The sequence below is a fragment of the Microbulbifer variabilis genome, from assembly GCF_052468405.1.
Map to the genome: position 1 here is coordinate 3,459,630 of NZ_CP174343.1, position 26,853 is coordinate 3,486,482.

The following is a 26,853-nucleotide window of genomic DNA, read 5'->3' on the forward strand; positions in this document are numbered from 1 at the left end:
AAGGTAAAATTGGGTGCATTGCAACCTTAGTCGGCGTAGGCCGCAAATTATTACAGTCCATAATGAGGAATTTCTTAACAGATACTTACTGTAGAGCCGTCCACATTTACCATGGTTTGGATACAACACACTCCAAAAGCCAAGCCAGCTCAGGATTCAAAGGAAAGCCTGAACCCCGGATAAAAGAGAAATCCAGGGGGGAAGACGTGAAAATGTGCAGCTAATCCAATCGCTCAAGAAATGACTCAAAGCCCCAGATTCTTCTTAAAAGCTGATTATATGCCCCTGACTATAAAGTATAAAAACGCAAAGATTTCGTCATGCTAAGCCAGGAATGCCAAGTACATTTCAAAGGCCCCAAAGCCAGGCTAAGCAGATTCTCCTACTCTCTAGGAAAGCATGCACATTGGAATTCTGAGAATTCTGGCCAATTAATCGTTGGGAATGGGGAATCTGTAGGTCTCAAAAGTTAACCTAATTTATTGAAGGATGAACATAGAATACTAAATTAGCGATTTTTTATTTCCGGCCAATATTTTTATGTATCACCATTAATATCAGCGGAATCACCAGCCAACCCAAAGACCAAACCACAGGGCTGATGAATGCAAGTCCAATAGTAAGTACTGCGACGAAGGGTTCAGTCGTTGCGCTTTTGAAGACGTTATTTTTTTCATTGCTGGTAAGGGATGTGTTAGCGAAGCCCATCTTGCGGGCATACTGCCAGCCCGCGAGCCCGATAAATCCCGATAGAGCAAGGCATACACTCTGGCCAACGGTGGACGAGATGCTAACTAATTTAGGGTCATTGATCGCAAAATAGAGATAAAAACATACGACCACCTGCTGCAATAACACCAGCGAAGTATGGATATTATTGGACTGCTCAACAGGCCCAAGTAATTTATGCGTCAGATTCCACTGTACGAGCGTTAGTCCTACGGCAATAAATAGGCGGAAAATCTCTTGGGAATTCTCTACTAAAAGACTCAGAAGGCCAAATTCAAGCTTTATCCAAGCCATATCTTCTCCCGAAGGAAGATATAAAACGAAGTTGACAAATAAGAGCGCGTAAGCGACATCAATGAAATTTTCAAGTCGCCGCAGGCGGCAATGCCTTATTGCAATAGTTCCAGTATCTATATGGCGCATCAGGGAGACCAGACTTTTTAGCCACAGTGAGTCTCGTTATAGCAGACACCGGATGCTGTATAGATGCAAAAAATAGACTGAAAGCCAGTAATTTTTACGCCTCCCAGTAAAAAGAGGCAGAGAAAAGGGCCGGCCTGTTATTTGCTCTTAGATAACTTTTCGCCTGAAGAAGATAGTTCGATTAATGATCTAACTGGTACTACTGCCATCATTATTACACTAAAAGCTGATAGCCGGCCAATTTTGGTTGATAAGCAGACAGATCGAGCACAATTCAAACAAGGCAATACTATTAATCGATTGACTTCAAACAGAATCTACATAAGATCCTACGAAATTAACCCGGATAAAGATTTAACAACCATTTGCATAGCTATCCGGTCGCTGAGTTTGGTCAGTAGACCTCCTGACAAGATCCCCACTTTTCCAGGGTTAAAGGAATACAATTTTTACAGCCAGTAGAAAAAAGTATAATTATTTTTCTAGAAAAATTGATGATGCAAAAAACTTTATTGAACTCAATGCCGGTAAAAATACCTTCAGCTGCAAACCTTACCGTATCCAGTATGAAAACCAGCCTAAGTAAAAATCTCAGAGCTGGCTTTTGAAAGAATTGGCACGGTATCCTGAAGCAGTCAGATTAGAGGCTGAAAACACTCAATCGTCAGAAAAAATAGCAAGAGGAGTGACAGTGCTCCTTATCCATTTACCTTGGACAGCCCAACCTAAGCATTGCTTTGAATAATAAGTCAATAATACCCAGCAACCATATAAAAATGGGGTAATTATGGAAGGTGAATTACTTTCACTTCGAGCCGAACTCGCCCTGCTGGAGCGGGACAATCAACGCCGGCTGGAGACCTTCGAACGACGGCTCTCCGCCCTTGAGGCACAGCTCAGGCGGGACGATACAGAAACCAAAGAAGCCTTGGTAGAAAGTACTGCTGAGTTAGAAGACGAACTGGCCCTGCTTATGGGCACACCCTCCAAGCCCCGCCAAACCATTCAGCAAGCTCATTCAGCAACCATACCTTTAGCAACGGCAACTCCTACCCCGAAATCTTCTGAATCCAAATCAACGCCTGAGAGAGCCGGTAAACCATCAGTAGCCACTCCATGGTTACAAGAAGGCCTGGCCAGCCTATTGGCACCAGCCCTGGAACCGCTCAATCGTGTGTGGGAGCCCCTTGCAAACTTTTATCGCCATTACCAGCGCCAGGGTAAAGCCCCGGTATTCTTTATGACCGCTGCCGGCATACTGGCACTGGTATTTGGCTTCGCATACTTGCTGCAGTTCTCTTTCAACAACTATTTGGGCCCGGCCGGTAAGGTAATCTTGGGCTTTCTGGTTGCGGCGGCAACCACTTTTGGCGGTGTGACTTTTAGCCGGCGTATGCCCCATATGGCGGACTACGGCTCTGGATTAATAGCGCTCGGAGTGATTCTTCTCTACCTGTGTGGGTACTTTGCCGGGCCTTACTATCAGTTGCTGCCTGTTCCTGTTGGAGTCGGCCTGTTGGTGGCGACAACAGGGCTCTCTTACTTACTGGCCCTATTATTTGAGACACGAGTGGTGTCTATGGTGACCCTGCTGGGCGGTGCCACCATGCCTTTGGTGGCGAATCATTTTGATCCTTCCGCACTTGTTTACCTCAGCTATTTATTGGCACTCGCCCTGGCGATGCTGCATTTATCCAGGCAGATACGCTGGCCACAGCTTGCGATCGTCACTATGGTACTGAGCGCAGGCATGTTGGAGTTTTCGATCTCAAACCTGGATGGGGCTACATCTACCTGGGGACCATTGTTGATATTGCACGGCTTCTTTTATGGCTTTGCCCATTACGCCTTGCGGGGTCTAAACGCTGAATTGATAGAGTCCAAAGGGCTGGAGCGAAGGCGCCTGATTATTATTGCCGCAAACCTGGTGCTGTTTATCCACATCAGCTGGTCGCTGGCACCCAACAGTAACGCACTGGGCATTGTGTGGCTGCTGAACCTTCTACCCTGGATGGCTCTGGCCATTTATTCACGCTGGCTGTTTGGCTACAACGCCATCAGCATTTCCGCCCGTGTTGTACAGAATATGGCTCTACTACACGGTGGATTACTGGCAGGCTTGGCAATCCTTGCGTTGTGCAGTCCCGCTTTATTGGGGATTGTCTGGTGCCTAGAGGGATTGTTGCTGATTTTTCTCGGTGCCCGTTTTGGTTTTATCAGTGTAAGAAGCGAGGGTTACATCGCCCTATCTGCAGCTGGCATTACCATGCTGTGGCAAGCTCTGACCTGGGTAGCTGGCGGAGTTGTTCCCGCACCAATGTTGCTGTCATTAAGCGCAGATGCTGGTTGGGGTAACTGGTTGGCGCTCTGTGCGGCCACCTTCGCATTAACCCGGCTGTTGCAGCACTGCGCAGATCGGATTACTCCTAGAGAGCACCATTTAACCTCTTTCGCAGATAACGCTTTTGTGGTGTTTTTATCCGCAAGCTTTCTGCTATCTGTTGGCATCCTCTGGCCCCAGGGTATGTGGCTGCTTGCCTTGCTACCGATGGGCTTTTTAATCTGGCACGGCAAGCGCACTGGTTCAGCATTTAGTGAATGGTTTGGACTCAGCCATTACTTACTGCTGTTTATCCCACTACTCGCGAGTGCATCGATTGTGGGTAACTTGCATTTCTACGATCAAATACCTTACGGAAAGATCGCTAGTGTAGAGGCCTTCCTTAGCTTGTGGATGATTGCAGCTCTGTATAAACACCTGGATATGCAATCCACTGGCTTCTCTCTGGCACTCAATTTGCGCAAGCTGTTTTACGCTCTGGTGCCAATATTTTTCCTACCAACAGTACTTTATAAGGCCAACGACTACTTCCCCATCGCCGTTTGGCTGTCTGGCGCTATCGCCCTGGCACTTTATACACACCTGAAACTGGAGGTATTAAAACAGGAACTGCGCATATTGATCGCAGGCGCAAGCTTTGTAGCAATAATCAGTTGTGCTCTGCAGGAGTTTGCCAACTGGCAAGGGTTTGCCTTGAGTGGGTTGCTGTTGGGGCTGGTATCAATGGCGGCACTGTTGTGGATCGGCCAGGGATTGCGGCGGAAGCCAGCCGGCCAGGATTGGCGGTTGGCCCTGCATCGGGCACTTAAGCCACTCTTTCCATTGGCCTTTTACTATCTCGCGGCAACGCTACTTATTATTAGCTACGCGCTAAGCCGTGACTTTGCACTGGCACTTTTACTATGCCAGCTGTACTTCGCCGGTTTGTATATTTTTAAACCCCAATTAGCGCCGCTGCGCAACCAGTTGACCCCCCTTTATATGCTGAGTCTGCGCCTGTTTGAGTTTATTACCTTGTTGCAAGTTGCAGCGGTCATTGCCAATTCCGCTAAGGCGCCAATGTTGGGAGTGTATAACCTGGTGGCCCTGGGAATCGCTTCACTGTTGGTTTATCAGCGCTTTTTCGCCAATAGAGCCGTATGGCCTGGCCGCAGGCTGTTTAACCTGTGGGTGCTGCACCTTACAGCCATCCCAGCTTATATTGCGCTGCTGGCGCAAGTGCTGGAAACCATGTGGCTGCCAGCCATATCATTTGCCTTGGTGGTGCATGCAACACTGCTACTGTTCCAGACTCTAAGACCTGATACCCAAAAGTTACTGAAGCTCTCACTCATGTTGTTCGGCATTGCCGCACTAAAAATTGTGCTGTGGGATATGCAGGACTTTTCCCTGATACAAAAGATTGTGGTCTGTATGCTGGTGGGACTGTGCATGCTGGGGGCTGCATTCCAGTATCAGAAATTTCTGACCCCCAGAAAATGAAAACACCAAAAATACTGATCAGCTTATCTCAAAAATGTAATGGGCCTTTTTAGACCCATTACTATTTACAGTTGTTAAATTAGTTATGATTTGTGTGGGGTTATACAAGAACTCCATATGCTCTATCTTTTGAAGCAATACTTACAAAGGTTTGGCACAGATCACCCTCTATATATTGCTGCTAAAGACGTCTTATCACATCAAAGAACGCCTTACCCAAACCGCCCATTTGCCGGCCAACTACACTGAATGCGTAACTCCATTTCGATAAAATGCGCAGGGAAGCAAGAAATGAAACGGCTTCAGTTGGCAATAACGCTTTTTGCCGCCTTACTCATTAGTAGCCAAGCTTTGGCAGAGTATAAAAAAGGAGACTTTATTGTTCGTGTTGGCGCCGCCGCAGTTGATCCCAATGACGATTCCGACAATCTGCGCCTAAATGGCACCATACTGCCTGATACACGGGTTTACGTGGATACCGGTTACTCCGTGAGCGTTACGGGCACTTGGTTATTCGCAGACCACTGGGGATTGGGGCTTTTGGCAGCATTACCATTTAAACATGATCTCGACGTGCGCGGCCTGCCCGACCCGGTGACTGGCGAACCTCTCGGACGGGTGCGCCTCGGGGACATTAAACATCTGCCTCCTACCCTCACCTTGCAATGGTACCCGGTATGCACAGAATCCTGGGTGCAGCCTTACATTGGTGTCGGAGTAAATTACACCCACTTTTTAAGTGAGCATATCAATCGTGCGGCTCAGAATTACTTTGAAGCTGTACTCGGTGCAGAATCACGAGCAAGACTCAAGCTGGATGATTCTTGGGGCCTGGCTGGGGAAGTTGGAATAGATATCGCCTTTGGCCAGGATAGCCGTTGGCTGTTTAATGCCGCTATTTGGTACCTGGATATTGATACCGATGCAAATATCCGCTTCTATACAGGTGCGGAAGCTTACTCCCGTATCAATGTCGATGTGGACATAGATCCGTTTGTTTTCTCGGTCGGTATCGGTTATCACTTCTGATTTGGAGTGCCGGAAATCCGAAAGAGTGATTTTAATAGTTTCTTTTTAATGCCAGTCTGGGCATCAAAGAAATAAGTTATGGACTTTCCTTCCAGTCTGGCGGTAGCTCGCCTCTTCAGTAATCCACTCTCATTTTAATTAATCGAGCAAGCACTTCCCGTTGCGGCGTTCCGATAGACTCAACATTCATTCTATTTTCCCGAATCATACGGCCCGTTTTTAGCAATTTTCATCCTGTCCCTGCCCGATAAACTGCTCCCCATCGATAGAGGTTGCCCATTCCCTGGGGCACTACTTTAGAACTCACAGATTGAGGAGCGATACCATGACCACTTCCGCCCTGAGCACAATTCAAGATACCAACTCCATGTTTCCTGCTATTACCGACTTGGCTGGTCGTATAGGCCTGGCTGCGATTTTCTTACTGGCAGGTGTCAATAAAATTCAAAACTACGAGGGCAGCGCCCAGTACCTGGCCTACGGCGGCCTGCCTGAACTCCTGCTGCCACTGGTGATACTGTTTGAAGTAGGCACCGCCCTTGCCTTGATCGCAGGCTTTCAAGTTCGCTTGGTTGCATTAGCCCTAGCTGGATTTAGTGTGATTACCGCTGCCTTGTATCACAACAATCTGGCTGACCAGATGCAATTTATTATGTTCTTCAAAAACATCGCCATGGCCGGGGGCTTCCTGTTACTGGCTGCTAATGGTGCTGGACGATGGAGCCTGGACGCTCACAGACAGGGAGCCAAGCAGTAATTCCTCATAAAATAGACGGCAGAAACCCCGAGAAAATCGGGGCCTGCACCCACTCTTACAGGCTTTTAAGAGGTACAAAATGGGACTTTTAATCAGCGGAAAATGGCAGGACCAATGGTATAACACCAGCGAGTCTGGTGGCGCCTTTGAGCGAGAGGCGGCCCAACTGCGCAACTGGATAACCATTGATGGTAGCGCAGGGCCCAGTGGAACTGGTGGCTTTAAAGCCGAGCCCGGCCGTTATCACCTCTATGTATCACTTGCTTGCCCTTGGGCCCACCGCACACTGATCTTTCGCAAGCTGAAAAAGCTGGAAGGGCATATCGGCGTATCGGTAGTAAGCCCTGATATGCTGAACTCTGGCTGGAGTTTTAATATTGAAAAAGGCAGTAGTGGCGACCCCCTATTCAGATTCGATTACCTGTATCAAATCTACACCCACAACAAAGCCAATTACAGTGGGCGCGTAACTGTGCCGGTGCTATGGGACAAACAGCAGAACTGTATTGTCAGCAATGAATCTTCAGAAATCATACGTATGTTTAACAGCGCGTTTAATCTGATTACTGGCGATCAAACAGACTTTTTCCCACGGCAAAAGCGCGATGAAATTGAGGTTATTAATCATGAGATCTACGAGAATATTAACAACGGAGTTTATCGCTGTGGCTTCGCTACCACCCAGGCCGCTTATGGGGAAGCCTACGACAAATTATTCAAATCAATGGACCATGTGGAAACACGTCTGAGCCAACAGCGCTATCTTACCGGTGATCAAATCACTGAAGCAGACTGGCGTTTGTTTACCACACTAATACGCTTTGATGCAGTCTATCATGGGCATTTTAAGTGCAACCGTCAGCGCTTGGATGACTTCCCTAATATCCGTAACTATGTGCGCGAGCTGTATCAATGGCCCGGTGTAGCCGAAACTGTAGATTTTCACCATATCAAGCGCCATTACTACTTCAGCCATACTTCGATTAACCCCACCCAGGTTGTACCGGTGGGGCCCGCTATCGATTACAGTAGCCCCCACGACCGCAACAGGTTCCCCGTAAGATAAATCTTTAAGCCCGGCCCCACCTCAGGACTAACCCCAACCTCGGCCGCTCTGCGGCCACTTTTACTCAATCATGGGCAATGTCGTCGCCACCCATCTAAATTTTCGAACAAATCTTTCTATAATTCTGACTATCATTCGATTCTGGCGAACATTAGAGTAGCCCTTCGACAACTTATCCTGCCATAGGCATCAAGTTAAATGATCAACGGGAGAAGGCACCCATGCAGAAAACCACCCTGGAGCAATGGCGTATGTTTAAGGCTGTGGTGGATGCGGGAGGTTTCAACCAGGCCTCTTCAGTGGTGCATAAAAGCCAATCGAGTATTCACCATGCGGTAGGGAATCTGGAGACGGCACTGGGTGTAAAGCTTTTTGAAGTAACCGGGCGCAGAGTTACATTGACTGAAGCTGGCCAGCTGATGTTGCGCCGTGGAAAGTACTTACTGGATGAAGTATCCCGTATAGAGGCAATTGCGGAGTCTCTTAGCAGTGGTGTGGAATCTGAGCTGCGTATCGCTGTAGATGGTGCCTTCCCCCAGCAAGTGGTATTTAAGGCTCTCGAAAAAGTATCCGGAATATTCCCACAAACCAATATTGATATTGTCGATACCATTTTATCTGGCACTAATGAGTTGTTACAGGAAGGTGCTGTAGACCTGGGTTTATCACCAATGACAATGGCCGACAATCTCAATGAAGAAATCTGTACGATTGAATTTATCGCAGTGGCATATATCAACCATCCTCTGCATCAATTCAAACGAAAGTTAAACTATGATGATTTAAAATCTTACCGACAGATTATTGTGCGGGACTCAGCCACACAAACCAGCGTCGACTCGGGGTGGCTTGGCGCTGAACAGCGCTGGACAGTAAGTAGCTTGCGTGCATCTACAGAGCTGATTTGCCAGGGAATGGGGTATGCCTGGCTACCCATGCCAATTGCCGCCCCGCTATTGGAAAACGGAATGTTAAAACGTCTTCCATTGGAAAAAGGCGCATCCCGCACAGCCAGTTTTTATTTGAATTTTAGGGATCAAGACAGCCTGGGCCCTGCTGCGCGTGAATTTATAGGGGAATTACGGTTGCTGACACTAAATATGCCCACTTCGGAAAATTCACTTTAATAGAACAGCGAATCCTTATCTATCCAATATTTCTCTGGTGCAGACTTGAATAAAATAAATAAAACCATTATTCAAGTACTTGGATCTTGTTATGTACTATTTTAGACCGGCGCAGGAACGAGGAACTGCCAATTTTGGGTGGCTCCAAAGCAAGCATTCTTTCTCCTTCGGACACTACTACGATCGCATGCATATGGGGTTTTCTGTATTGAGGGTAATCAATGATGATACCGTCCGTCCCGGTGCAGGTTTTGATACTCACGGCCACAGGGATATGGAGATTATCTCCTATATCTTGGAAGGCGCTATTGAACATGTCGACAGTGAAGGGAATCGTTTTGTGGTCCCCGCCGGAGAAGTGCAAAGAATGAGTGCCGGAACAGGCATCACCCACTCAGAATATAATCACTCAACATCACAGAGATTAAAGTTCCTGCAAATTTGGATTCAACCCAATTGCCAGGGCATCAAGCCTGGGTATGAACAAAAATCAATTATTCAAACAAAGAAGCTGACTCCCCTGGTTACCCCAGATGGACGTGATGATTCACTAACCATGCAACAAGATGCCAGTTTGTATCGACTTCACTTGAAGAGCGGAGAAAGTGTGGTTCTGGATACCCGAATTCGCCCCGGATATTTACATGTGATTGGGGGGAGTGCCACTTTTAATAGCAATCATAAAATGATGGCAGGAGATGGCCTTGGACTGTTTAAAGAGGATATACAATTACAGGCCGGTATAGATGGTATAACGGCCTTGTGGTTTGATCTGCCACATCAATGAAAATTTAGTAAAATAAAGTCAACTCTTGAAATAAGGCAATTCGAAGTAATCATCAGCGGCAATATATATTTTTTCAATCAGGCGCAGTAATCGCCCTACCTGCTCTCTGGCCGATTCCCTCCTAAAATAGATCGAGGCAATTGGGGATCAATTGATGGGTGCAGTTGGCGACACGGATAGTCGCGATAGCAGGCAAGCCGAACCGGGGAGACTTATCTCCCTGCTCTCTCCTGTGCCCCCCACTATTTTGACACTGATCCTGTTGTTCTACATGTCAGATATATCTGCCGGTCGCGAAATTAGTTTTGGTGTGACCTGGGTATCTGACCTCGGTGTATCACTGCTATTTTTTATTGATGGTCTGAGCTTTCTTTTCGCCCTACTCATCAGTGGCATCGGCGTATTTATTACAATTTATGCCGCATCTTATTTACGCGGACATATGCAACTGCGCCGTTTTTATCTGTATCTCTACCTATTTATGATCGGAATGCTGGGTCTGGTGCTTGCCGGTGATCTGATTACTTTATTTGTATTTTGGGAAATCACCACTATCGCCAGTTACCTGCTGATTGGCTTTAATAACACCAGCGCCATTGCACGCCGCTCAGCGCTACAGGCCCTATTGGTAACCACCCTTGGAGGCCTGTGTTTACTGGCCGGTTTTATACTGCTTGGTTCACTCACAGGCAGTTTCGATATGGTGCAGGTACTCGCTTCCGGGGAGACAGTACGCGCAAGTTCACTATATGTGCCAATCCTGATACTGATATTAATCGGATCTTTTGCCAAATCCGCACAACTGCCTTTCCATTTTTGGCTTCCCAATGCGATGGCAGCTCCGACCCCTGTCAGCGCCTACCTACACTCTGCAACTATGGTAAAAGCAGGCATTTATCTATTGGCGCGCCTGCATCCAGTTCTGGCACAGACAGAAACCTGGGAGTGGATTTTGACCTGTACCGGTGCGGCTACCGCAGCAGTGGCTGCATTGGCTGCTCTGCGCCAGACCGACCTGAAACTTGCCCTGGCCTACACCACAATGATCGCACTCGGTACCTTGACTATGTTCCTTGGTTCCGATGCCTCTGCTGCAGTTGCAGCCGCTATCACCTTTTTAATAGTGCACTCTTTTTATAAGGCTGCACTGTTCATGGTGGTAGGCATCATTGATAAGCAGACTGGCACCCGCAATATGATCAAACTTGGTGGGCTCGGACGTGTCATGCCTATCACTTTTTTTACCGCACTGGCCTCAGCACTTTCTATGGCAGGATTCCCACCATTTCTTGGCTTTATTGGTAAAGAATTAAAATATGAGGGAGCGCTGGCTGTGGCATCCGAACCAGCTCTCGTATCCACTGCCGCAGTATTCGCCAATGCCGTCACTGTTACCGTGGCTGGTATGGTTGCTTTAAAACCCTTCCTGGGAAAATACCCACACAACCTACCCAAAGTCCACGAGGCATCGCTTGGCTTATGGATAAGTCCACTAATTCTCAGCTTTCTGGGACTTACCTTTGGTCTTGCCCCGGATCTCGTCGGTGGGGGACTTGTTGAACCTGCATTAACTGCTGTACTGGGTATTCCAGAGAGTATCGATTTACGCCTCTGGCACGGGATTAATATTCCTCTGTTAATGAGCATATTGACCTTTGGTCTTGGGGTCACTATGTATCTGGGCTTACGCCACCTGCGGGCTTGGCTGGCATGGGATTTCAAACATGCGCCTACCAGTGCCGATCTACTGTGGGACAAGTCCCTGGAGCTGTTGAGGTCCTTTGCGGCTTTCCAGACCCGGATATTGCAAAACGGGGTTATGCGGCGTTATTTGACGGTCATTTTTGTGACCGTTTCGATATTCCTTTCCTATGCCTTGTTACGATCGGGGCAATTCCCACTGGAATACAACTGGCCGCGTCTGAACCTGAAAGAATGGGCCGCCCTTCTACTTACCGTGGGTGGAGCTTTTATGGCGGGTACAGCACGCAAACCATTAATTGCAATATGCGCTCTCGGGGCCCTGGGTGTTGGAGTTGCATTAATCTATCTGTTCTTTGGTGCTCCGGATGTAGCTATTACCCAGCTCCTGGTTGAAACCCTATATTTGGTATTGGTTGCCGCAATACTGCCTCGCCTGCCAGTATTCAGCCCCGGTAGAAAAATCCGCTTTCGCCCTAGAGATGCCCTTTTGGGTGGCATGGTCGGCCTGTTGGTGACTTTGAGTATTCTTGCCGTATTACAAACACCCTTCGATAGTCCTACCAGTGACTTCTTTGAGCAGGCCGCAGTGCCCGAGGCTCATGGGCGTAATATTGTCAATGTCATCCTAGTGGACTTCCGCGCGCTGGATACCTTCGGAGAAATCATTGTGGTATTTACTGCTGCCGTAGCGGCAGTAACGCTGCTGGGCCATCAATTACGGCGGGGGCCACAATGAACTCTCTGATATTGCAAACAGCAACCCGAGTGCTTGTGGCGCTCATTCTGGTTTTCTCGGTATATATGCTCTTGCGCGGCCACAATTATCCTGGAGGGGGTTTTATTGCCGGGTTAATTGCCGCTTCGGCATTTGCACTCTTTGCCATAGCCTGGGGTATGGAAGCGGCCCAGCGAGCACTGCGGGTTCCTCCCGGAAACCTGGCAATGAGTGGCGTATTGATTTCGGCACTGTCCGGTATGCTCGCAGCTTTTAAAGGAGAAGCGCCTTTCTCGGGCCAATGGTTTCAACTTATCGGCGATAAAAACTCGGGCGGTATCTCCATCAGCAATGTACTAATTTTTGATATTGGCGTTTACCTGGCGGTACTCGGCGCTGTACTCACCCTGATTTTTGCCCTGGAAGAGGCTGGTTAATATGGAGGGTCCCCTCGCACTTGTGGTTGGCATATTGATTGCCACCGGAGTCTATCTGATGCTGGCCAGGGATCTGCTGCACTACCTGTTCGGGTTAATACTCATCAGTAACGCCGCCAATCTGGCCATATTTATTACCGGTAGATTAACCCGCGCGGCTCCGGCCCTGGTTCCCAAAGGGCTGGAAGTACCGCCTATGCCTGTAGCGAACCCCCTGCCCCAGGCACTTATCCTGACTGCCATTGTAATCGGTTTTGGTCTGTTGGCCTTTGCCCTGGCATTAATCGCCCAGGCCTATAAAGTGCTGGGTACCCTTGATGTGGACTCCATGCGCATTGCGGAGCCGGTGAAGCCCAAGAGGAAAAAATCCCCTTGAGCTGGTTACTCGCCCTGCCCTTCCTGATTCCCATCTTCACCGCACTTGCCGCTTTTCCTGCGCGCGGGCGCCCTTTGCTCTGCGGCTCAATTTCTATTTGCGGCTGTGTGCTGATGCTGGGAATAGCAATCGCCATTATGATACTGGTGGAAACCGGCAGTCCGCGCGCGGCCCAAATGGGGGATTGGGCGGCTCCCTTTGGGATTACCCTGGTAGCTGATCGTCTGAGTGCAGTAATGTTGCTAATCAGTGCAATTGTAGGGCTCTGCGTTTCATTATTTTCACTCTCAGACATTGATGAAAAACGGGTAAAGCTGGGATTTCACAGCTTCTTCCAGCTTTTATTGGCAGGCGTTTGCGGAAGCTTTATTACCGGAGACCTGTTTAATTTGTATGTCTGGTTTGAGGTGATGCTAATCGCCTCATTTGCCTTGCTGGTTTTGGGGGGAGATCGTATCCAGCTGGATGGCGGTATTAAATATGTCGCGCTGAATCTTGTGTCCACCCTGCTGATGCTCACATCCATTGGTATGATTTACGGGTTGACCGGCACCCTAAATATGGCACAGCTGCATATATCCCTGGCCACGGTCGACAATCCGGTGGCTGTATCTGCCCTGGCGGTATTGTTTATCAGTGCTTTTGGGATCAAAGCAGCTATCTTTCCATTATTTTTCTGGCTGCCAGCTTCTTATCATGCCCCACCTGTGGCAGTAACCGCTGTATTTGCCGGGCTGCTTACGAAAGTTGGAGTCTACGCGCTGATAAGAACCTTTACCCTGATTTTCCCTACAGACCTGGGCTTTACCCACAATATCCTTTTGGGGGCAGCATTACTCACCATGCTAACCGGCGTACTGGGCGCTGCCGCCCAATATGAATTTCGCAAAATCCTTGCATTCCATATCATTAGCCAGATCGGTTTCCTGGTGCTTGGGCTGGCTCTCAACTCCCCCTTGGCACTGGCCGGATCAGTGTTTTACATGGTGCATAATATTGTTGCCAAAACTAACCTGTTCCTGATCAGCGGTACCGCCCAGCGCCTTACAGGCAGCTATGAATTGAGCGAAATCGGTGGTGTTTATCAAGCCAGCCCTCTGCTTTCTACCTTTTTCTTTATTGCCGCTTTCAGTCTTGCCGGCTTTCCTCCCCTGTCGGGTTTTTGGGCCAAACTATTGTTATTAAAAGCCAGCATGGACCAGGCGGCTTACCTTGTGGCAGCTGTTGCGCTAATTACCGGCGCTCTAACCCTATATTCCATGAGTAAAATCTGGGCAGAGGTTTTCTGGAAGGACCACCCCAAAAGCTACTGTAGCAATTTGTATGAGATACCACGTACTGAGAGATTACAGCGCCTGCTACCTGTTGCCCTATTAGCATTCATTACCTTAGGGCTGGGGCTGGTTCCAGAGCCTTTTATTGATTACTCCCTAGGGGCCGCAAATGAGCTTCTGGAACCCCGGGAATATCTGGATGCGGTTTTGGGCGAGGGTTCCGCCCAGTACACAGGAAACCACTGAGTATGCGCGTATTTTTACTCAATCTGTTATTGGCCATCAGCTGGTCCGCACTTACCGGTAATGCGACACTGACGAATTTCTGTTTTGGTTTTTTAATTGGTTACTTGGCACTGAGGGTATCCCCCAGTTTACCCGGGGGAAGTAAGTATTTTTATCGTCTGCCGCGCTTCGCCCACTTGGCCTTTTTTTTCATTCAGGAGCTGATACTGTCCAGCCTGCGTGCTGCCTATGAGGTATTTTCACCCAAACTAAAGAGCCGCCCCATGGTCGTGCGTATCCCCCTGAAAATCACTGATCGCAACCAAATTTTTATTCTCACTAATTTAATCTCGCTAACTCCGGGAACCATGGTGCTGGAAATTACCAAAGACCACTCTGAACTTTTGGTTCACACCATGTTTGTGGATGATCCGGAAGCTTTTCGCGAGGAAATTCACCAGGGTTTCGAAAAGCGGGTACGGGAGGCCTTTTCCTGATGCCAATTACTATTGCCGACATACACTCCCCCATTATTGTAGGGGCGATTAACATCTCTTCACTGATGTTACTTTTGGCCCTGGCAATGTGCTTTTTGCGAATATTTTTTGGGCCTACGTTAGCCGATAGAGTTGTTGCCCTGGATGTATTAAATATTCTCGCCGTCGCATACTGTGCACTATTGGCAATTGCTTCAGGACAGCCTGTATACCTGGATGCGGCTATTGCACTGGCACTTGTGGCATTTCTGGTCAGTGTGGCCTTCGCGCGTTTTATCGAAAAAAGTGGCAAGAAAACCGTGATTCACGAAGGGGGCGGTGGTGGTAGTTTTCGATGAGGTTTTTATTGCAGCATTGATACTGGTAGGAAGTACTTTTGGGTTCAGTGCCGCCCTGGGATTACTGCGCATGCCGGATTTTTACACTCGCATGAGTACTTCCGGTAAGGCTGCTACCCTGTGCTGTGGTCTTTTACTGGCCGGAGTGGCCACCCTGTTCCATGATACCCAGGTTACGGCACGGGCGGTGGCTGCAATCCTGTTCCTGCTACTCACGGTGCCGGTGGGCGTGCATATGATCGCACGCGCAGCCTACCGGGTTGGTACCCCTATGTGGCGGGGAGCATCAGCCCGCCCCCGTTTCAAAAATCCGAAAAGGGACCTCCGTTAACCGAAAGTCCTTTCGAGGTGTCCCTAAATTAGTGGCTCTTAGAATACAGTTCAGCGATAACTGCATCACTGCGCCGGGAAAGTCGACGGGAACAGTCATCGACAAGGATGACATGCCCCATCTTGCGTCCCTCTCTCAGGCTTTTGCCATAAAGCCATACGCCTTCATTTTTCTGCGAGGGTGATTTATTCACTCCGAGCATATTAATCATGGCAGTTGGGCTGGAGCACTGTGTATCCCCCAGCGGCATATCGAGAATGGCGCGCAGGTGGTTGGCAAATTGACTGGTCTCTGCTCCCACCAGGGTCCAGTGGCCACTGTTATGGACCCGCGGCGCTATTTCGTTAACGATCAATCCCTCAGTTGTCACGAAACATTCCAGGGTCAGCGCGCCTACATAGTCCCAGTCACGCATCAGTTTATCCAGGTAGGATTGGGCCTGACTCATTAGCTGGAAGTCATGAAACGGCGCCTTGGAAACCAGAAGAGTGCCCTGGCGATGAAGGTTTTCAGTCAGGGGATAGGTTTTTACTTCCCCGGATACAGAGCGCACTCCAACCAGGGAAACTTCACAGGAAAAATCCACCGCTGCTTCCACCACGCAAGCTTGGCTCTGAGCTTCTTCGATAGCATCTTCAAGTTGCGCCTGGTTTTTAACCCGCCATTGGTTTTTCCCATCGTAGCCATTTTCACAGCTTTTAATAAATACTGGATAGCCCAGGGTGCCAAGGGCGCGACGTAATTCATCAGCCCCCAGCCCCGGTACAAAGGACGCCACTGGAAGACCGCTCTCGGTCAGTGCTAACTTTTCCCGCAGGCGGTGCTGGGCTTTTTCAAAGATATGGGGATCGGGATAAACCGGGCAAAACTGCTGTAACTTTCGCAACAAGGCCACATCCACCTGCTCTCGCTCGGCAGTAATTACCTCTGGCCGGCCCAAGGCTTGATACAAAACCTCACCGCTCTCATGCTCTTCAAGCTTGACCAGCTCTCCAAGCCCTTCGACACAGCTGGTGTTTTCCCCTTCCTCGGCGAGGAAGCTGAAAGTAATACCGAGGGGCTGGCCCTCCTGCGCCATCATCTGTGCCAGCTGCCCACAGCCAACTATAGCGATATGTCTGGTGCGCTCACTCACAGTGCCTTACTCCACAGACAGAGGAACTTGCTCACTTTGCTGCTCCCGCCAGGCAATCAGGCGCTGCTGCAGACCTGCATCGCTCAATGACAACATCTGTGCTGCCATCAGGCCCGCATTAAAAGCGCCGGAAGCGCCTACTGCCTGAGTGGCAACGGCAACACCCCGTGGCATCTGTACAATCGAAAGCAGGCTGTCCATACCAGTCATAAAACGGCTCTCAACAGGGACAGCAATCACCGGCAGCGGGCTCATGGCAGCAATCATGCCCGGTAAGTGCGCAGAGCCACCAGCACCAGCGATAATCACCTGGGTACCTTTTTTATGTGCCTCACTGGCAAATTCCACTAAACGTTGGGGGGTTCTGTGGGCAGAAACTACGGCGGTAGCGAAGGGGACCTCCAGCTCTGTAAGAGGCTTGGTCGCATTGGACATGGTGGCCCAATCCGAGCGCGACCCCATTACGATGGTGACTTTTTCAAAAGGCAGAGACTTCACTTGCAGTTAACTCCAGTGTTGGATGAAGGCCAGATAGACGGGGATCGCCACCAGCACGTTAAAAGGAAATGTGATTGCCAGAGACAAGGTGATCGAAACACTGGCATTAGCCTGGGGCAGAGCTACGGCCATCGCTGCAGGCACTGCGATATAGGAAGCACTGCTGCCCAACACCGCTAGCAGGAAGACGCCTCCGGCAGACAGACCGAGCAGGGAGCCGAGAACTCCCCCCGCAACGCCACCCATCAAAGGCATGAAGATGCCGAAGCTGAGCAGGAATGCGCCCTGCCCCTTTACGTCTCGGAGACGCGCCGCGGCTACCCGCCCCATCTCCAATAAGAACAGGGCGAGAACGCCGTGAAATAATTGACCAAAGAAAGGCATGACAGACGCAGTACGCTCTCCAGCCCAGGCACCAATAACAATACCGCCAAGAAGCAAGAGAACGCCCTGGTTACAGGTCAGCTCGTGAAACAGCTTGCCAGTGCCAGCGTCTTTAGCAGACTGCCTCGCCAGCAGAATGCCCACCACAATTGCAGGAACTTCCAACAAAGCGACAAACAGAGGGAAGTAAGCCTCGTATTCAATACCGCGTGAATTGAGAAGTGCAACAGCCACAGCGTAAGTCGCGACACTGACGGAACCATAATGGGCAGCTGTGGCTGCGGCATCGAGGCGGGACCACTTGCCAATCCAGTGAAGGACCGGGAAAGCCAACAGAGGTAGCAAGGCACCAAAAGCCAGAACAGCCAGTGATTGTGGTACCAGGGTAGCGGCAGAATAGGTGCTGAGTGCCGCACCACCCTTGAGGCCGATAGCCAGCAACAGAAAGATCACACAGCTTTGGTAGAGGCCAGTTGGCAGGCGCAGGTCACTGCGAACCAACTGTGCCAGTGCACCCAGCAGAAAGAAACCTACAACAATATCGAGTTGCATTTTCAGTACTTCCGACGCTGGGATCGTACTGGCTGTCGCTCCTGTCTGGCGATATCCACCCTGATTCGCCGGCGGCTTCGACTGGTAAACCAGTAACCGACGTTGGCAAGTAACACCAGGAGACCAACAGCCATGAGGGCTCCGGCTACGATACCGGCCAGTGTCAGGGTCCAGCCAACAAACATGACCAGTAATCCAACAGACGCGCCAAAATAAAGTTGTGACTTATGCATCAAAGAGGCCCCCGCTGTTTATTAAGTGGGCGCATTATCGATAGGACTATTGATAGATAAAAATAGATAATTATTATGTTATGTATCAGCAATCCTCTATACAGGTGCCTTGTGTCATCCAGCAGAGCCCACGCCCGCATCGGAACCGCACGACAATTGGAAATCCTCCTCACCGTGTTCGAGCAACGCAGCATTAGTACCGCCGCCAAAACCCTGCACCTGACCCAGCCCAGTGTGTCTATGCAACTGGCCAAGCTCTCCTCGGCAGTGGGGCTACCCCTCTACTATTCTGTCGGCAAACAAATCCACTTCACCGAAGCAGGCCTGACATTGGTGGAAAGTGCCAGAGAGATACTAAAAAGCTATGAGTACCTGGAGCTGAAACTGGCTAAACTCCGGGGCCTGGAAAGCGGTAAACTCCAACTGGCCGTTGTCACCACAGCCAAGTACTTTATCCCCCACCTAATTGGGGAGTTTTATGAACAACACCCACAGCTGGATATTCGCTTTCGTGTAGGTAATCGCCAACAAATCATTGATTATACTGGGGAGGATGCTGATGATTTTTATGTATTCAGTCATCCCCCGCAAAATCCCGATTTGGAACTGGTGGAGTTTTTACCCAACCGCTTGTTGGCTATCGCCCCAGAAAAACACCCGCTTGCAAACAGGAAAAAGATCTCCCTGAAGGAGTTTGCCAGTTGTCCTTTCCTGCGTCGGGAAGAAGGTTCCGGTACACGTCATGCAATTGAGCGCTTCCTGAGAAAAAGGGGGGTCGATCTCAATGTTCGTATGACAATTGAAAGTAATGAAGCCATAAAACATGCAGTGATGTCTGGTCTCGGCGTATCGATTCTCTCCGAGCATACACTTGCCTTTGGCGGGCGTGCCGGCCTTGCCATGCTGAATGTAGAAGAACTGCCCATTATCACTCATTGGTATCTCGCCCGGCGAAAATCCCGCCCCCTCTCTCCTGCTGCAATGGAGTTTCTGGATTATGCCCGTAACCTGGAAACTGTGCCGGAAGAAATTGGAAGCCCCAAAATACTTCAATCCAAGTAATTAACCTTCCCCAACTAAAACAGGGAGGTAGAGGAATAAATCAATCTTATATTTACTGGTGTCTACAGAAGAGATTGTTATTCGTACGATCCCTGCTTTTCTATTTCCTTTAAAAGTCATGCCTTAAAGTTCGTCAAATCCCCTGCGGCCGGCCCGAATCCTGCTACTTTTGGGATACCCGCCGGCAACCTCAAATAAATCCTGGCGGAAAAATCACAACGGCAGAAAAGAAAGAAATTTCCTGCGCAAGTACAGAATTTTTATAGAGGGACATAGTGATGAAACTTAAGGGACTAAGTTGCACCGCAATTACGTTTCTTTTGACCTTTGGTGCAAACTTTTCTCATGCCCAAGAGGACTGGCGTGACATAGAGTGGGGTGACTTTATAGTTAGGTTCGGGCTCAGCTATGTTACTCCCAATGATGCAGCTACATCACTGAAATATCGAGTTCTTCAACAGTGGGATCTTTACAATACAACCTGGGAAATGGACACCGCGCAAACCTGGCAGATCTCAGGAGTTTGGCGCCCCACAGATCGTTGGGGCTTTGAACTGATGCATATTAATAACGCTTCATATGACGTAACCCTGGATAACTTCACAGGCAATCCGGGCCGTGACCAAATCCAGTTAGGAGATTTCAAGGCCTCTAGCACACTCGCTTTCGCAAACTGGTATTTCTTGGACCCTTCCTATTTCACCCGTCCCTATGTAGGAGCTGGGATTAACTATACCAATTACCATACAGTATCAATCAGCCGCCAGTTTAATGAATATCTGATAGATTCAGGCATGGCCGTTGCACCTGGATCATTTAATATGGGGCACTCTTGGGACTGGGCGCTACAGGCCGGGGTGGACTTCAATTTGGATTTTCGCCAGTTTCAGTATCCACTAATAATTAATCTTGCAGCGCTTTATTACATGTCTGATACAGATCCCACAGTGGATTTCCCCACCGAACTGGGCAGTGATCGACTTTACGCCCACTTTGATTACGATCCATGGGTAATCAATATTGGCGTGGGAACCAAGTTTTAAAAACACCTCATTAATTGCAGCTATTAGATTCACCTGTTGAATTTTACCAGTGGATCACAGCAGTCAGCCTACATGAGTCAATAGCTGTCTGCTCCCCGTATATTATTTATCGGAGTCATTGTGGTCATCAAACATAAATTAAACCAGCTGCTCATTATCTTTAAACCTCGATACCTTATTTCATACCTCTTATTATTCTTACCTTTATTATCGATCCATCCTGCTGTAGCGGAGTGCACTCCGGGAAATACCGGTTCAGATGGCCCAGATCAAATTACCTGTGATGAAGATAACGATGCTGAAGACGCAGACGTTAATGCCTTGGGAGGCAATGACACCCTAAATCTAAATGGCGGCAACCTCAATAATGCCTATGGAGGATCCGGTGACGATGAAATCCATATTCTTGGGGCCATAGTGACCAACCTGGTTGATGGTGGCGATGGCGAAGATACTATTGTCTTGAACGAACGCAGTAGTGATGTTGGCACTTATCTTGGCGGTGGAGGTATTCACGGCGGTGCCGGCGATGATGATATTCAAATTCTGGACGGGTTGTCTTTCCATGTTTGGGGTGGCGATGGAAATGACAAAATCACCTTGGATGGTGGTTTTATTTTTAATTACCTGGATGCCGGCGAAGGGGACGACTATATCCACTGGGATGAGGGGCTCAGTAATGAAATTCGAGGTGGCAATGGCTCAGACACTCTGGTTATAGATTCCTACTCCTTCGAGGGCGACGCCATACTTAATGGTGGTGATGATCTCAGCGCTGAAGATGGTGATATTGATACTCTGATTTTCAAGCTGGATTATCGCGTAGATGGAACCCAGTTAGATAATTGGGAGAGGGTTGTTATCTGGGGTAGTTCTAAAATGATTTTTTCCGGCAGCCTCAACGTCGGCGGAGGCCAGGATAGCAATGGCAACCCTCTGGGATTGCACGTCAAGTGGGGAGGGCAAGCTTTTTTTGATACTGACGAATATACCGTGACTGGCAATGTTGCCAATGATGGAACTATCGATCTGGTTAATCAAAAATTCAATAAACTAACAGTAAAAAAAGATAGTAATGGTAACTATGGCCAATATATTGGCGGCAATGGCCGCCTATGGATGGATGTAATCCTTGAAGGTGATAATGCGGGAAGTGACCACCTGTTTATTGAAGGCGAAGCCAGCGGCACTACAGCAGTTACAGTTTTTAACCTTGATGGACAAGGAGCCCGCACCGAAGGTAACGGCATTAAACTAATTTCGGTATCAGAATCATCTACGGACAATGCTTTTGTGTTAAATGGTGATTATGTCACCAAGGATGACCAGCAAGCAGCTATTGGCGGAGCTTATGCTTATACCCTTCATCACAACGGAGTTTCAGGTAACAATGATGGTGACTGGTACCTGCGCTCTGTAGTAAATGACTCAAACAAATTTCCACAAGGTGGAATGACTCGCTGGCAACCCACTGCGGTATTATATGAATCCCTACCACAGATACTTCGCTCCCTGAACCTTCCCACCCCCTTACGCAGTCGTGTAGGAAACCGCTTTTGGGTGGGTAGCAGTTATAAAGATCTTCTTAATACTGATTACAGTAGTTCAGAAGAAACTGCTATCGATAGCAAAGGCCTGTGGATACGTAGTAGTGCACGTTATATTAGCGCCTCACCAAGCCAATCCACCACCTGGGCCAGCTGGGATCAAAATTATTTTCAATTGCAACTGGGAGCGGATTTACCCCTGAATGTTTCAGTCCTGGGCAGTTCGCCAGTTGCAAGTATGACCTTGCATTATGGCGATGCTAAAAATGATGTGGATTCATTCTTTGGCGATGGTGACATTGATGTCAGAAATTATGGTGTCAGCGCATACTTAACCTGGTACAGCTACCAGGGCTTATATCTGGATACGCAATTAAAACTGGACTGGTTTGACTTCGATTTTGATGCCTACGATCTACGTACTCTGCATAACAGTGGCGAAGCCTACGGTTATGCCATATCCATAGAGGGCGGATGGAGCTTCAAATTATACGATTACTATTCCATTACTCCTTTGGCCCAACTAATTTATACCTCTGAGGAAGCAGAGGATATCGAGGATACTTACGAAGTTCTCGTGAGTGATATCAATAACAATGGTCTTTTATTGCGCCTGGGTACCGCATTCGAGAAAAGAAAAAGCCAGCGCAAATCAAGCCGGAAAATGTATGGTTCGCTACCTTTGGAGCGCTTTAGCTTCTATATGACACCAAGCTTGATTTTTAATCTCGACCAGGAAACAGATTTGCTTGTTTCAGGAACCCGCCTATATCAGGAACCGGACAACTGGTTTGGTGAGCTTCGTATGGGCGCCAGTTATGAAGAGTGTGGAGATCATTGCTCAATATACTCAGAAATATTTTATTCAAGTAGCCTGGAAAATCTTGGGGATAGCTTTGTTGGTGGCCTGGAACTAGGTTTCCGCTATAAATGGTAGCAAGTACCAATTATAGCGGCTCATTATTAGCGCTTTTTATTGCAGCTTATCTAGCAATTGATATTCAGAAAATACCTTCTTTAACTTGCAATCATTGCCAGATTTCCTTTTCAGGTTTGTATTTTTTAAGCCAGATCCTTGGGCACCTGGTATTGTTAAAAACCGATCCCGCCAGTGACGGTGATCCGACACACGGACTGCCTTAGTTCCCTGCCTGATACTCATCGCCTTTAGCCAAATATCATCCGCATCAGGGCAAATTTTGAGGAATTTCTCACTATCAAACGCATCTTTATGCAAAGCATGAGGGTGATAAAGCACTCCTCCAACCCCGGTTGGGAATACCATATGGGAAGGTTTGGTATTGGAGAAGCCACACCAGCTTTCCCTCTTTAATCTCCATTTCTCATAGGGAAGTAGGTTTCCAGTCTTATCAAGGGTGATTTGATGGGCACGATGACAATGGATATATGAGGGTTCCCGTAAATAAGCCTGGTACAGCATATCAACCATGTCCGGTGGGTATAAGACATCGTCATCTACAGTAATTATTAAACTATCCGGGAACTGATTAAATGCGTAAAAGTATTTTTTATAAGAGCCAAGATCACCGTCAACAAAAAAGATCTGAAGACCTCTCTGCTGCTGCTTCAGCAACATCTCCGGCACTTTTTCATCGGGAAAATTTTCTCTGGACAACCACAGAGCTATAGCGTCAGCCTTGAGGGATTGTTGGAATAAACTTTCCACACATAAATAAACATCATGGATACGTCGACCGAAGGATGTCAACGAAACAACGATTTTATCTGGCTTATTATTTCCTACCCCCTCTTCAACACTGGTTAGAGTTTGCTGGCTCAACAGATGACTGCGAACCAGAGACTCCAACTTTAAGTTGTTATTTAAATCGTGGCTTCTGAGCCTTTTTTTCAAAAAGTATTGAAGCATGTCATGTAACCGAAAACTATTTTTTTTGACCATCAAGGTAACCAAAATATGTCACTCTTCTGGTTACCTCTTATAAAAAATAATATACATCAAGGTGTACATGAAAAATGCTCAACAGTATCAAATTTGGAACTATGGTCCATCAGCATAGATAAAAGAACTGTTGATACGCACCTTAAATAGAATAACTCACTGATTCGCGGCCATATTTAGTCAACTTACTCACAATAGCCAGGATTTACCCTGTCCAGTTTGCGCAGAAGTCCCGGCCACGCCAGCAAGCCTCCCTGGCTACCTGTAACCATGTCTCCCTCACTAACGATCTTATCCACAATTTCCTGGGGAACTGGGGTCAAAGGAGGATTACCGGCGAGCGCAGCAATTTGTATTTCACAGGCACGCTGCAGGATAAACATGGCGAGGAAGGTATCTGCAATGGTGGAGGCGCAGGTTAACAGGCCATGATTACGTAGGATCATGTAGTTCGCCATTCCCAGGTCAGAGACCAACCGCGCTTTCTCATCTTCACGCACGGCAATGCCTTCATAATCATGGTAGGCAATGCTCGATAGGGGAAAAAGGGATTGCTGGGAAATCGGCAACAGCCCTTCGGCATGTGCTGAAACTGCCACACCCGCAGTAGTGTGGGTATGCATAACACAGTGAGCATCCTCTCGAGCCTCGTGAATGGCACTGTGGATGGTGAATCCCGCGGGGTTCACCATCGCACCGCTGTCGTCAACCTTTTCCCCACCCAAGTCGATTTTGACCAGACTGGAAGCGGTAATTTCCTCGAAAAATACTCCAAACGGGTTAATCAGAAAGTGAGATTCGAGGCCCGGAATACGCACGGAAAGATGAGTGAAAATCGTATCATCCCAGCCGTAATGAGCGATTAGCCGGTAGGCTGCAGCCAAGTCGACACGTAATTGCCACTCTTCCTCACTGACCTTTCCCTTTAGTGAAGGCATGATTTCCAGTTGCATGATGCTCTCCTGTTTTCTTATTCGAGCCTCGATTCTGGATGAGCCTTACCGCAAAGACTGTCAATTTGTTTACACTTGGCGAATGAATACTATTGCGGCCATTTTAGATGCCTGTCCTCTGCTCTCCGGATTGCCAATTGAGGCCATGGAGCAGCTTGCGCAAGGAGCACAAGTACGGCGCTTCGGCACTGGGGATATGATTTATCCACCTGCCTCTTTACTGGAACGCCTGTCAATTATTGCCGAGGGGCAGGTACGTATTTGCTCGAGTAATATTTCAGGGCGCGAAGCCACACTTGCCATACTGGATTCCGGAGCCTGGTTTGGCGATACGGTATTTTGCCCTGGTACTCCCCGAGTATTTGGCGCCAACGCTCACAGTGACTGCACTATTGTGGATATTCAAGGCGAACAATTACGCGACTTGATGCGCCGCCATCCAGAGGCTTATCCAATAGTATTGGAACAAGTAAGCCTCCGCTTGTGGGCAGTAATGTCGATTATTCAGGACGACGTCCTGCGGGGTACCGAAGCAAGAGTTGCACGGCGCCTGTTCTTTATGGCACAGATGCATCATGGTAAGGATATTAGTGGCGCAGTGAGCTTTCGACTCACCCGTGAACTACTTGCCAACACCATGGGCATGACCCGGCAGGGAGTTCATCGCGTACTAAAAAATATTGAGTCTAAAGGGCTGATCGAGTCCTCTTACGGTCACATCAAAGTACCAGACTTAAGCCGTCTTCATGCCTATATTGAAGAACTTGATTAAATCACAGCCCGAGCAAACATTGGTTGGCCAGGCTATGACTGACAGAGTTTCTACCCAGCCTCTCCAATTTCTTCAGCCTGTTTATCACCTGCCCCTTCCATCTCCCGGGCTTTCTTGCGGCCATAAAGAGCCAGCAACATGCCCGATGGGAACATCAGGACGCCATAGACCGCAGAGGGCACCGACATTTCACTGGAGTGTAGAAGAGTCAAGGTTACCATCAGGCCAATAGTGCCATTTTTAATACCTAATTCAGTAGCTACCGCCAAGCCCTCACGGCTAGGCAAGCCACAAAGCCGGCTGGCCATTAAACCCAACAAAACACCCAGAATATTTAACAGGACTACTGAAGGCCCGGCCTGAGTCGCCAGCTCATCAATACGATCGCGCATGCCCCACACAAGCCCTACCACAAGAATCAGCAACACCAACGCGCCAAAGATGCTGACAATACCCTCTGCACGGCTGGCCAAGTGAGGATTCCAGGCTCGCACCAACATCCCGATAACTACCGGCAGCAATACGATGACTGATAACATCACGACAGTTTTCGCAAACGGCAGCACTATTTCCTGTTCAGCACCGAAGTAGGTTCGCAGTGCATAGTTAGTGAAAAATGGCAGGCTGAGGATAGTGATCAGGCTTGCAGACACAGTAAGAACAATAGACAGGGCTACATTGCCACGGGCGAGCAGGGTGAAAAGATTTGAGGTAGTGCCTCCCGGACATGCCGCGATAATAACGAGGCCTACGGCAATCGCAGGGGGCAGGCTAAGAAGCCAGCACAATGCGAAAGCAACAATCGGCATCAGGAGAATCTGGGTGATAGTACCCACCACCAAACCAGCGGGTTTCACAGTTACCTGATGGAAATCCTTGGCCGTCAGGGTCATCCCTATTCCGACCATAATAATAAACAGCGCAATCGGCAGACCGATTGAGATCATGGGTCCTGATTCCACACTAGCCTCCTGAGATTATTATTATTTTGGTAACCCGGTTAGTAGGTGGCCACTTGCTAGAGCGACACGCATGAAACACCTATGTAAAACCACTATTTCGAGTTACCAGATTTTATTTCGTATTTTTATTGTTTCGCTGTGCGATATTGAACC

The 26,853-nt window shown here is 48.5% G+C and carries 26 protein-coding genes; 18 read left to right on the forward strand and 8 right to left on the reverse strand.

Annotated elements, in window-relative coordinates:
• Window positions 1–519: 519 nt before the first annotated feature.
• Entirely contained in the window at window positions 520–1,152 is a 633-nt protein-coding gene (locus tag ACJJJB_RS15725) for a hypothetical protein (protein WP_444946156.1), read from the reverse strand.
• 445 nt (window positions 1,153–1,597) lie between these two features.
• Here ACJJJB_RS15725 and ACJJJB_RS15730 point away from each other — a divergent pair, with 445 nt between their 5' ends.
• From ACJJJB_RS15730 to mnhG, 14 genes are all read left to right on the forward strand, one after another.
• Window positions 1,598–1,738 (forward strand): DUF5329 family protein, encoded by a 141-nt coding sequence (locus ACJJJB_RS15730; RefSeq protein ID WP_444946907.1) that lies wholly within the window; start codon window positions 1,598–1,600, stop codon window positions 1,736–1,738.
• A gap of 201 nt (window positions 1,739–1,939) precedes the next feature.
• Entirely contained in the window at window positions 1,940–4,975 is a 3,036-nt protein-coding gene (locus ACJJJB_RS15735; RefSeq protein WP_444946155.1) for a DUF2339 domain-containing protein, read from the forward strand.
• Between the two features lie 291 nt (window positions 4,976–5,266).
• A complete protein-coding gene (locus tag ACJJJB_RS15740; RefSeq protein WP_444946154.1) occupies window positions 5,267–6,004 on the forward strand; it encodes an OmpW/AlkL family protein in 738 nt (245 codons plus the stop codon).
• Between the two features lie 325 nt (window positions 6,005–6,329).
• A complete protein-coding gene (locus tag ACJJJB_RS15745) occupies window positions 6,330–6,761 on the forward strand; it encodes a DoxX family protein (protein ID WP_444946153.1) in 432 nt (143 codons plus the stop codon).
• Window positions 6,762–6,840: 79 nt separating this feature from the next.
• Window positions 6,841–7,827 (forward strand): glutathione S-transferase family protein, encoded by a 987-nt coding sequence (locus tag ACJJJB_RS15750; protein WP_444946152.1) that lies wholly within the window; start codon window positions 6,841–6,843, stop codon window positions 7,825–7,827.
• 221 nt (window positions 7,828–8,048) lie between these two features.
• Complete coding sequence (locus ACJJJB_RS15755) at window positions 8,049–8,954, forward strand: LysR family transcriptional regulator (protein ID WP_444946151.1); 906 nt, start codon at window positions 8,049–8,051, stop codon at window positions 8,952–8,954.
• 91 nt (window positions 8,955–9,045) lie between these two features.
• Window positions 9,046–9,741 (forward strand): pirin family protein, encoded by a 696-nt coding sequence (locus ACJJJB_RS15760; RefSeq protein WP_444946150.1) that lies wholly within the window; start codon window positions 9,046–9,048, stop codon window positions 9,739–9,741.
• 154 nt (window positions 9,742–9,895) lie between these two features.
• Window positions 9,896–12,181: a hydrogen gas-evolving membrane-bound hydrogenase subunit E gene (mbhE, locus tag ACJJJB_RS15765; protein WP_444946149.1), complete on the forward strand. Its 2,286-nt coding sequence runs from the start codon at window positions 9,896–9,898 to the stop codon at window positions 12,179–12,181.
• The gene (locus tag ACJJJB_RS15770; protein WP_020414579.1) at window positions 12,178–12,597 is read left to right on the forward strand and encodes a Na+/H+ antiporter subunit B; all 420 of its coding nucleotides are present in this window, start codon (window positions 12,178–12,180) and stop codon (window positions 12,595–12,597) included. The genes mbhE and ACJJJB_RS15770 overlap by 4 nt, the downstream gene beginning before the upstream one ends.
• A 1-nt stretch (window position 12,598) precedes the next feature.
• Window positions 12,599–12,973, forward strand: coding sequence for a Na+/H+ antiporter subunit C (locus tag ACJJJB_RS15775; protein WP_020414578.1), 375 nt, complete (start codon window positions 12,599–12,601; stop codon window positions 12,971–12,973).
• Window positions 12,970–14,493: a Na+/H+ antiporter subunit D gene (locus ACJJJB_RS15780; protein WP_444946148.1), complete on the forward strand. Its 1,524-nt coding sequence runs from the start codon at window positions 12,970–12,972 to the stop codon at window positions 14,491–14,493. The genes ACJJJB_RS15775 and ACJJJB_RS15780 overlap by 4 nt, the downstream gene beginning before the upstream one ends.
• 2 nt (window positions 14,494–14,495) lie before the next feature.
• On the forward strand, window positions 14,496–14,969 hold the full coding sequence (locus ACJJJB_RS15785; protein WP_020414576.1) for a Na+/H+ antiporter subunit E: 474 nt from the start codon (window positions 14,496–14,498) through the stop codon (window positions 14,967–14,969).
• Window positions 14,969–15,307 carry a cation:proton antiporter gene (locus ACJJJB_RS15790; protein WP_020414575.1) on the forward strand — a complete coding sequence of 113 codons (339 nt, stop codon included), beginning with the start codon at window positions 14,969–14,971 and terminating at the stop codon, window positions 15,305–15,307. Before ACJJJB_RS15785 ends, ACJJJB_RS15790 begins: the two co-directional genes overlap by 1 nt.
• Window positions 15,291–15,638 (forward strand): monovalent cation/H(+) antiporter subunit G, encoded by a 348-nt coding sequence (gene mnhG, locus ACJJJB_RS15795; RefSeq protein ID WP_282952449.1) that lies wholly within the window; start codon window positions 15,291–15,293, stop codon window positions 15,636–15,638. The genes ACJJJB_RS15790 and mnhG overlap by 17 nt, the downstream gene beginning before the upstream one ends.
• Window positions 15,639–15,666: 28 nt before the next feature.
• Here the strand turns inward: mnhG and ACJJJB_RS15800 are convergent, their stop codons facing one another.
• From ACJJJB_RS15800 to ACJJJB_RS15815, 4 genes are read right to left on the reverse strand one after another with little or no spacing between them, the layout of a single operon-like run.
• Entirely contained in the window at window positions 15,667–16,773 is a 1,107-nt protein-coding gene (locus ACJJJB_RS15800; protein WP_445365134.1) for a 5-(carboxyamino)imidazole ribonucleotide synthase, read from the reverse strand.
• Window positions 16,774–16,779: 6 nt separating this feature from the next.
• Window positions 16,780–17,271 (reverse strand): 5-(carboxyamino)imidazole ribonucleotide mutase, encoded by a 492-nt coding sequence (gene purE / locus ACJJJB_RS15805; RefSeq protein WP_020414572.1) that lies wholly within the window; start codon window positions 17,269–17,271, stop codon window positions 16,780–16,782.
• Window positions 17,272–17,277: 6 nt separating this feature from the next.
• Window positions 17,278–18,207, reverse strand: coding sequence for a sodium-dependent bicarbonate transport family permease (locus ACJJJB_RS15810; RefSeq protein WP_020414571.1), 930 nt, complete (start codon window positions 18,205–18,207; stop codon window positions 17,278–17,280).
• 2 nt (window positions 18,208–18,209) lie between these two features.
• Window positions 18,210–18,440, reverse strand: coding sequence for a hypothetical protein (locus tag ACJJJB_RS15815; RefSeq protein ID WP_020414570.1), 231 nt, complete (start codon window positions 18,438–18,440; stop codon window positions 18,210–18,212).
• Window positions 18,441–18,551: 111 nt separating this feature from the next.
• Here ACJJJB_RS15815 and ACJJJB_RS15820 point away from each other — a divergent pair, with 111 nt between their 5' ends.
• The 3 genes from ACJJJB_RS15820 (at window position 18,552) to ACJJJB_RS15830 (ending at window position 23,029) form a co-directional block, all read left to right on the forward strand.
• The gene (locus ACJJJB_RS15820) at window positions 18,552–19,502 is read left to right on the forward strand and encodes a LysR family transcriptional regulator (RefSeq protein WP_040629047.1); all 951 of its coding nucleotides are present in this window, start codon (window positions 18,552–18,554) and stop codon (window positions 19,500–19,502) included.
• A gap of 278 nt (window positions 19,503–19,780) precedes the next feature.
• Complete coding sequence (locus ACJJJB_RS15825; RefSeq protein ID WP_020414568.1) at window positions 19,781–20,545, forward strand: OmpW/AlkL family protein; 765 nt, start codon at window positions 19,781–19,783, stop codon at window positions 20,543–20,545.
• A gap of 120 nt (window positions 20,546–20,665) precedes the next feature.
• Window positions 20,666–23,029 (forward strand): autotransporter family protein, encoded by a 2,364-nt coding sequence (locus ACJJJB_RS15830; protein ID WP_445365135.1) that lies wholly within the window; start codon window positions 20,666–20,668, stop codon window positions 23,027–23,029.
• A 36-nt stretch (window positions 23,030–23,065) separates the two neighbouring features.
• Here ACJJJB_RS15830 and ACJJJB_RS15835 read toward each other — a convergent pair whose 3' ends face one another.
• Window positions 23,066–24,013: a glycosyltransferase family 2 protein gene (locus ACJJJB_RS15835; protein WP_020414567.1), complete on the reverse strand. Its 948-nt coding sequence runs from the start codon at window positions 24,011–24,013 to the stop codon at window positions 23,066–23,068.
• Between the two features lie 185 nt (window positions 24,014–24,198).
• The gene (locus ACJJJB_RS15840; protein ID WP_445365136.1) at window positions 24,199–24,966 is read right to left on the reverse strand and encodes a class II aldolase/adducin family protein; all 768 of its coding nucleotides are present in this window, start codon (window positions 24,964–24,966) and stop codon (window positions 24,199–24,201) included.
• Between ACJJJB_RS15840 and ACJJJB_RS15845 the strand changes: the two genes are divergently transcribed.
• On the forward strand, window positions 24,950–25,738 hold the full coding sequence (locus tag ACJJJB_RS15845) for a Crp/Fnr family transcriptional regulator (RefSeq protein ID WP_353375675.1): 789 nt from the start codon (window positions 24,950–24,952) through the stop codon (window positions 25,736–25,738). The two genes, ACJJJB_RS15840 and ACJJJB_RS15845, sit on opposite strands and share 17 nt — an antisense overlap.
• Before the next feature lie 50 nt (window positions 25,739–25,788).
• Here the strand turns inward: ACJJJB_RS15845 and ACJJJB_RS15850 are convergent, their stop codons facing one another.
• Window positions 25,789–26,700, reverse strand: a complete 912-nt coding sequence (locus ACJJJB_RS15850; protein WP_026305232.1) for a bile acid:sodium symporter family protein — start codon at window positions 26,698–26,700, stop codon at window positions 25,789–25,791.
• Window positions 26,701–26,853: the final 153 nt, after the last annotated feature.

Excerpts from the sequence above, each read along its gene's own strand:
- ACJJJB_RS15790 (WP_020414575.1), top strand. The coding sequence starts at position 14,969 with ATGCCAATTACTATTGCCGACATACACTCCCCCATTATTGTAGGGGCG.
- ACJJJB_RS15725 (WP_444946156.1), bottom strand. The coding sequence starts at position 1,152 with ATGCGCCATATAGATACTGGAACTATTGCAATAAGGCATTGCCGCCTG.
- ACJJJB_RS15810 (WP_020414571.1), bottom strand. The coding sequence starts at position 18,207 with ATGCAACTCGATATTGTTGTAGGTTTCTTTCTGCTGGGTGCACTGGCA.
- ACJJJB_RS15815 (WP_020414570.1), bottom strand. The coding sequence starts at position 18,440 with ATGCATAAGTCACAACTTTATTTTGGCGCGTCTGTTGGATTACTGGTC.
- ACJJJB_RS15740 (WP_444946154.1), top strand. The coding sequence starts at position 5,267 with ATGAAACGGCTTCAGTTGGCAATAACGCTTTTTGCCGCCTTACTCATT.
- ACJJJB_RS15845 (WP_353375675.1), top strand. The coding sequence starts at position 24,950 with ATGATTTCCAGTTGCATGATGCTCTCCTGTTTTCTTATTCGAGCCTCG.
- ACJJJB_RS15835 (WP_020414567.1), bottom strand. The coding sequence starts at position 24,013 with ATGGTCAAAAAAAATAGTTTTCGGTTACATGACATGCTTCAATACTTT.
- ACJJJB_RS15750 (WP_444946152.1), top strand. The coding sequence starts at position 6,841 with ATGGGACTTTTAATCAGCGGAAAATGGCAGGACCAATGGTATAACACC.
- ACJJJB_RS15825 (WP_020414568.1), top strand. The coding sequence starts at position 19,781 with ATGAAACTTAAGGGACTAAGTTGCACCGCAATTACGTTTCTTTTGACC.
- ACJJJB_RS15775 (WP_020414578.1), top strand. The coding sequence starts at position 12,599 with ATGGAGGGTCCCCTCGCACTTGTGGTTGGCATATTGATTGCCACCGGA.
- ACJJJB_RS15840 (WP_445365136.1), bottom strand. The coding sequence starts at position 24,966 with ATGCAACTGGAAATCATGCCTTCACTAAAGGGAAAGGTCAGTGAGGAA.
- ACJJJB_RS15755 (WP_444946151.1), top strand. The coding sequence starts at position 8,049 with ATGCAGAAAACCACCCTGGAGCAATGGCGTATGTTTAAGGCTGTGGTG.
- ACJJJB_RS15735 (WP_444946155.1), top strand. The coding sequence starts at position 1,940 with ATGGAAGGTGAATTACTTTCACTTCGAGCCGAACTCGCCCTGCTGGAG.
- ACJJJB_RS15770 (WP_020414579.1), top strand. The coding sequence starts at position 12,178 with ATGAACTCTCTGATATTGCAAACAGCAACCCGAGTGCTTGTGGCGCTC.
- ACJJJB_RS15760 (WP_444946150.1), top strand. The coding sequence starts at position 9,046 with ATGTACTATTTTAGACCGGCGCAGGAACGAGGAACTGCCAATTTTGGG.
- mbhE (WP_444946149.1), top strand. The coding sequence starts at position 9,896 with ATGGGTGCAGTTGGCGACACGGATAGTCGCGATAGCAGGCAAGCCGAA.
- ACJJJB_RS15785 (WP_020414576.1), top strand. The coding sequence starts at position 14,496 with ATGCGCGTATTTTTACTCAATCTGTTATTGGCCATCAGCTGGTCCGCA.
- ACJJJB_RS15745 (WP_444946153.1), top strand. The coding sequence starts at position 6,330 with ATGACCACTTCCGCCCTGAGCACAATTCAAGATACCAACTCCATGTTT.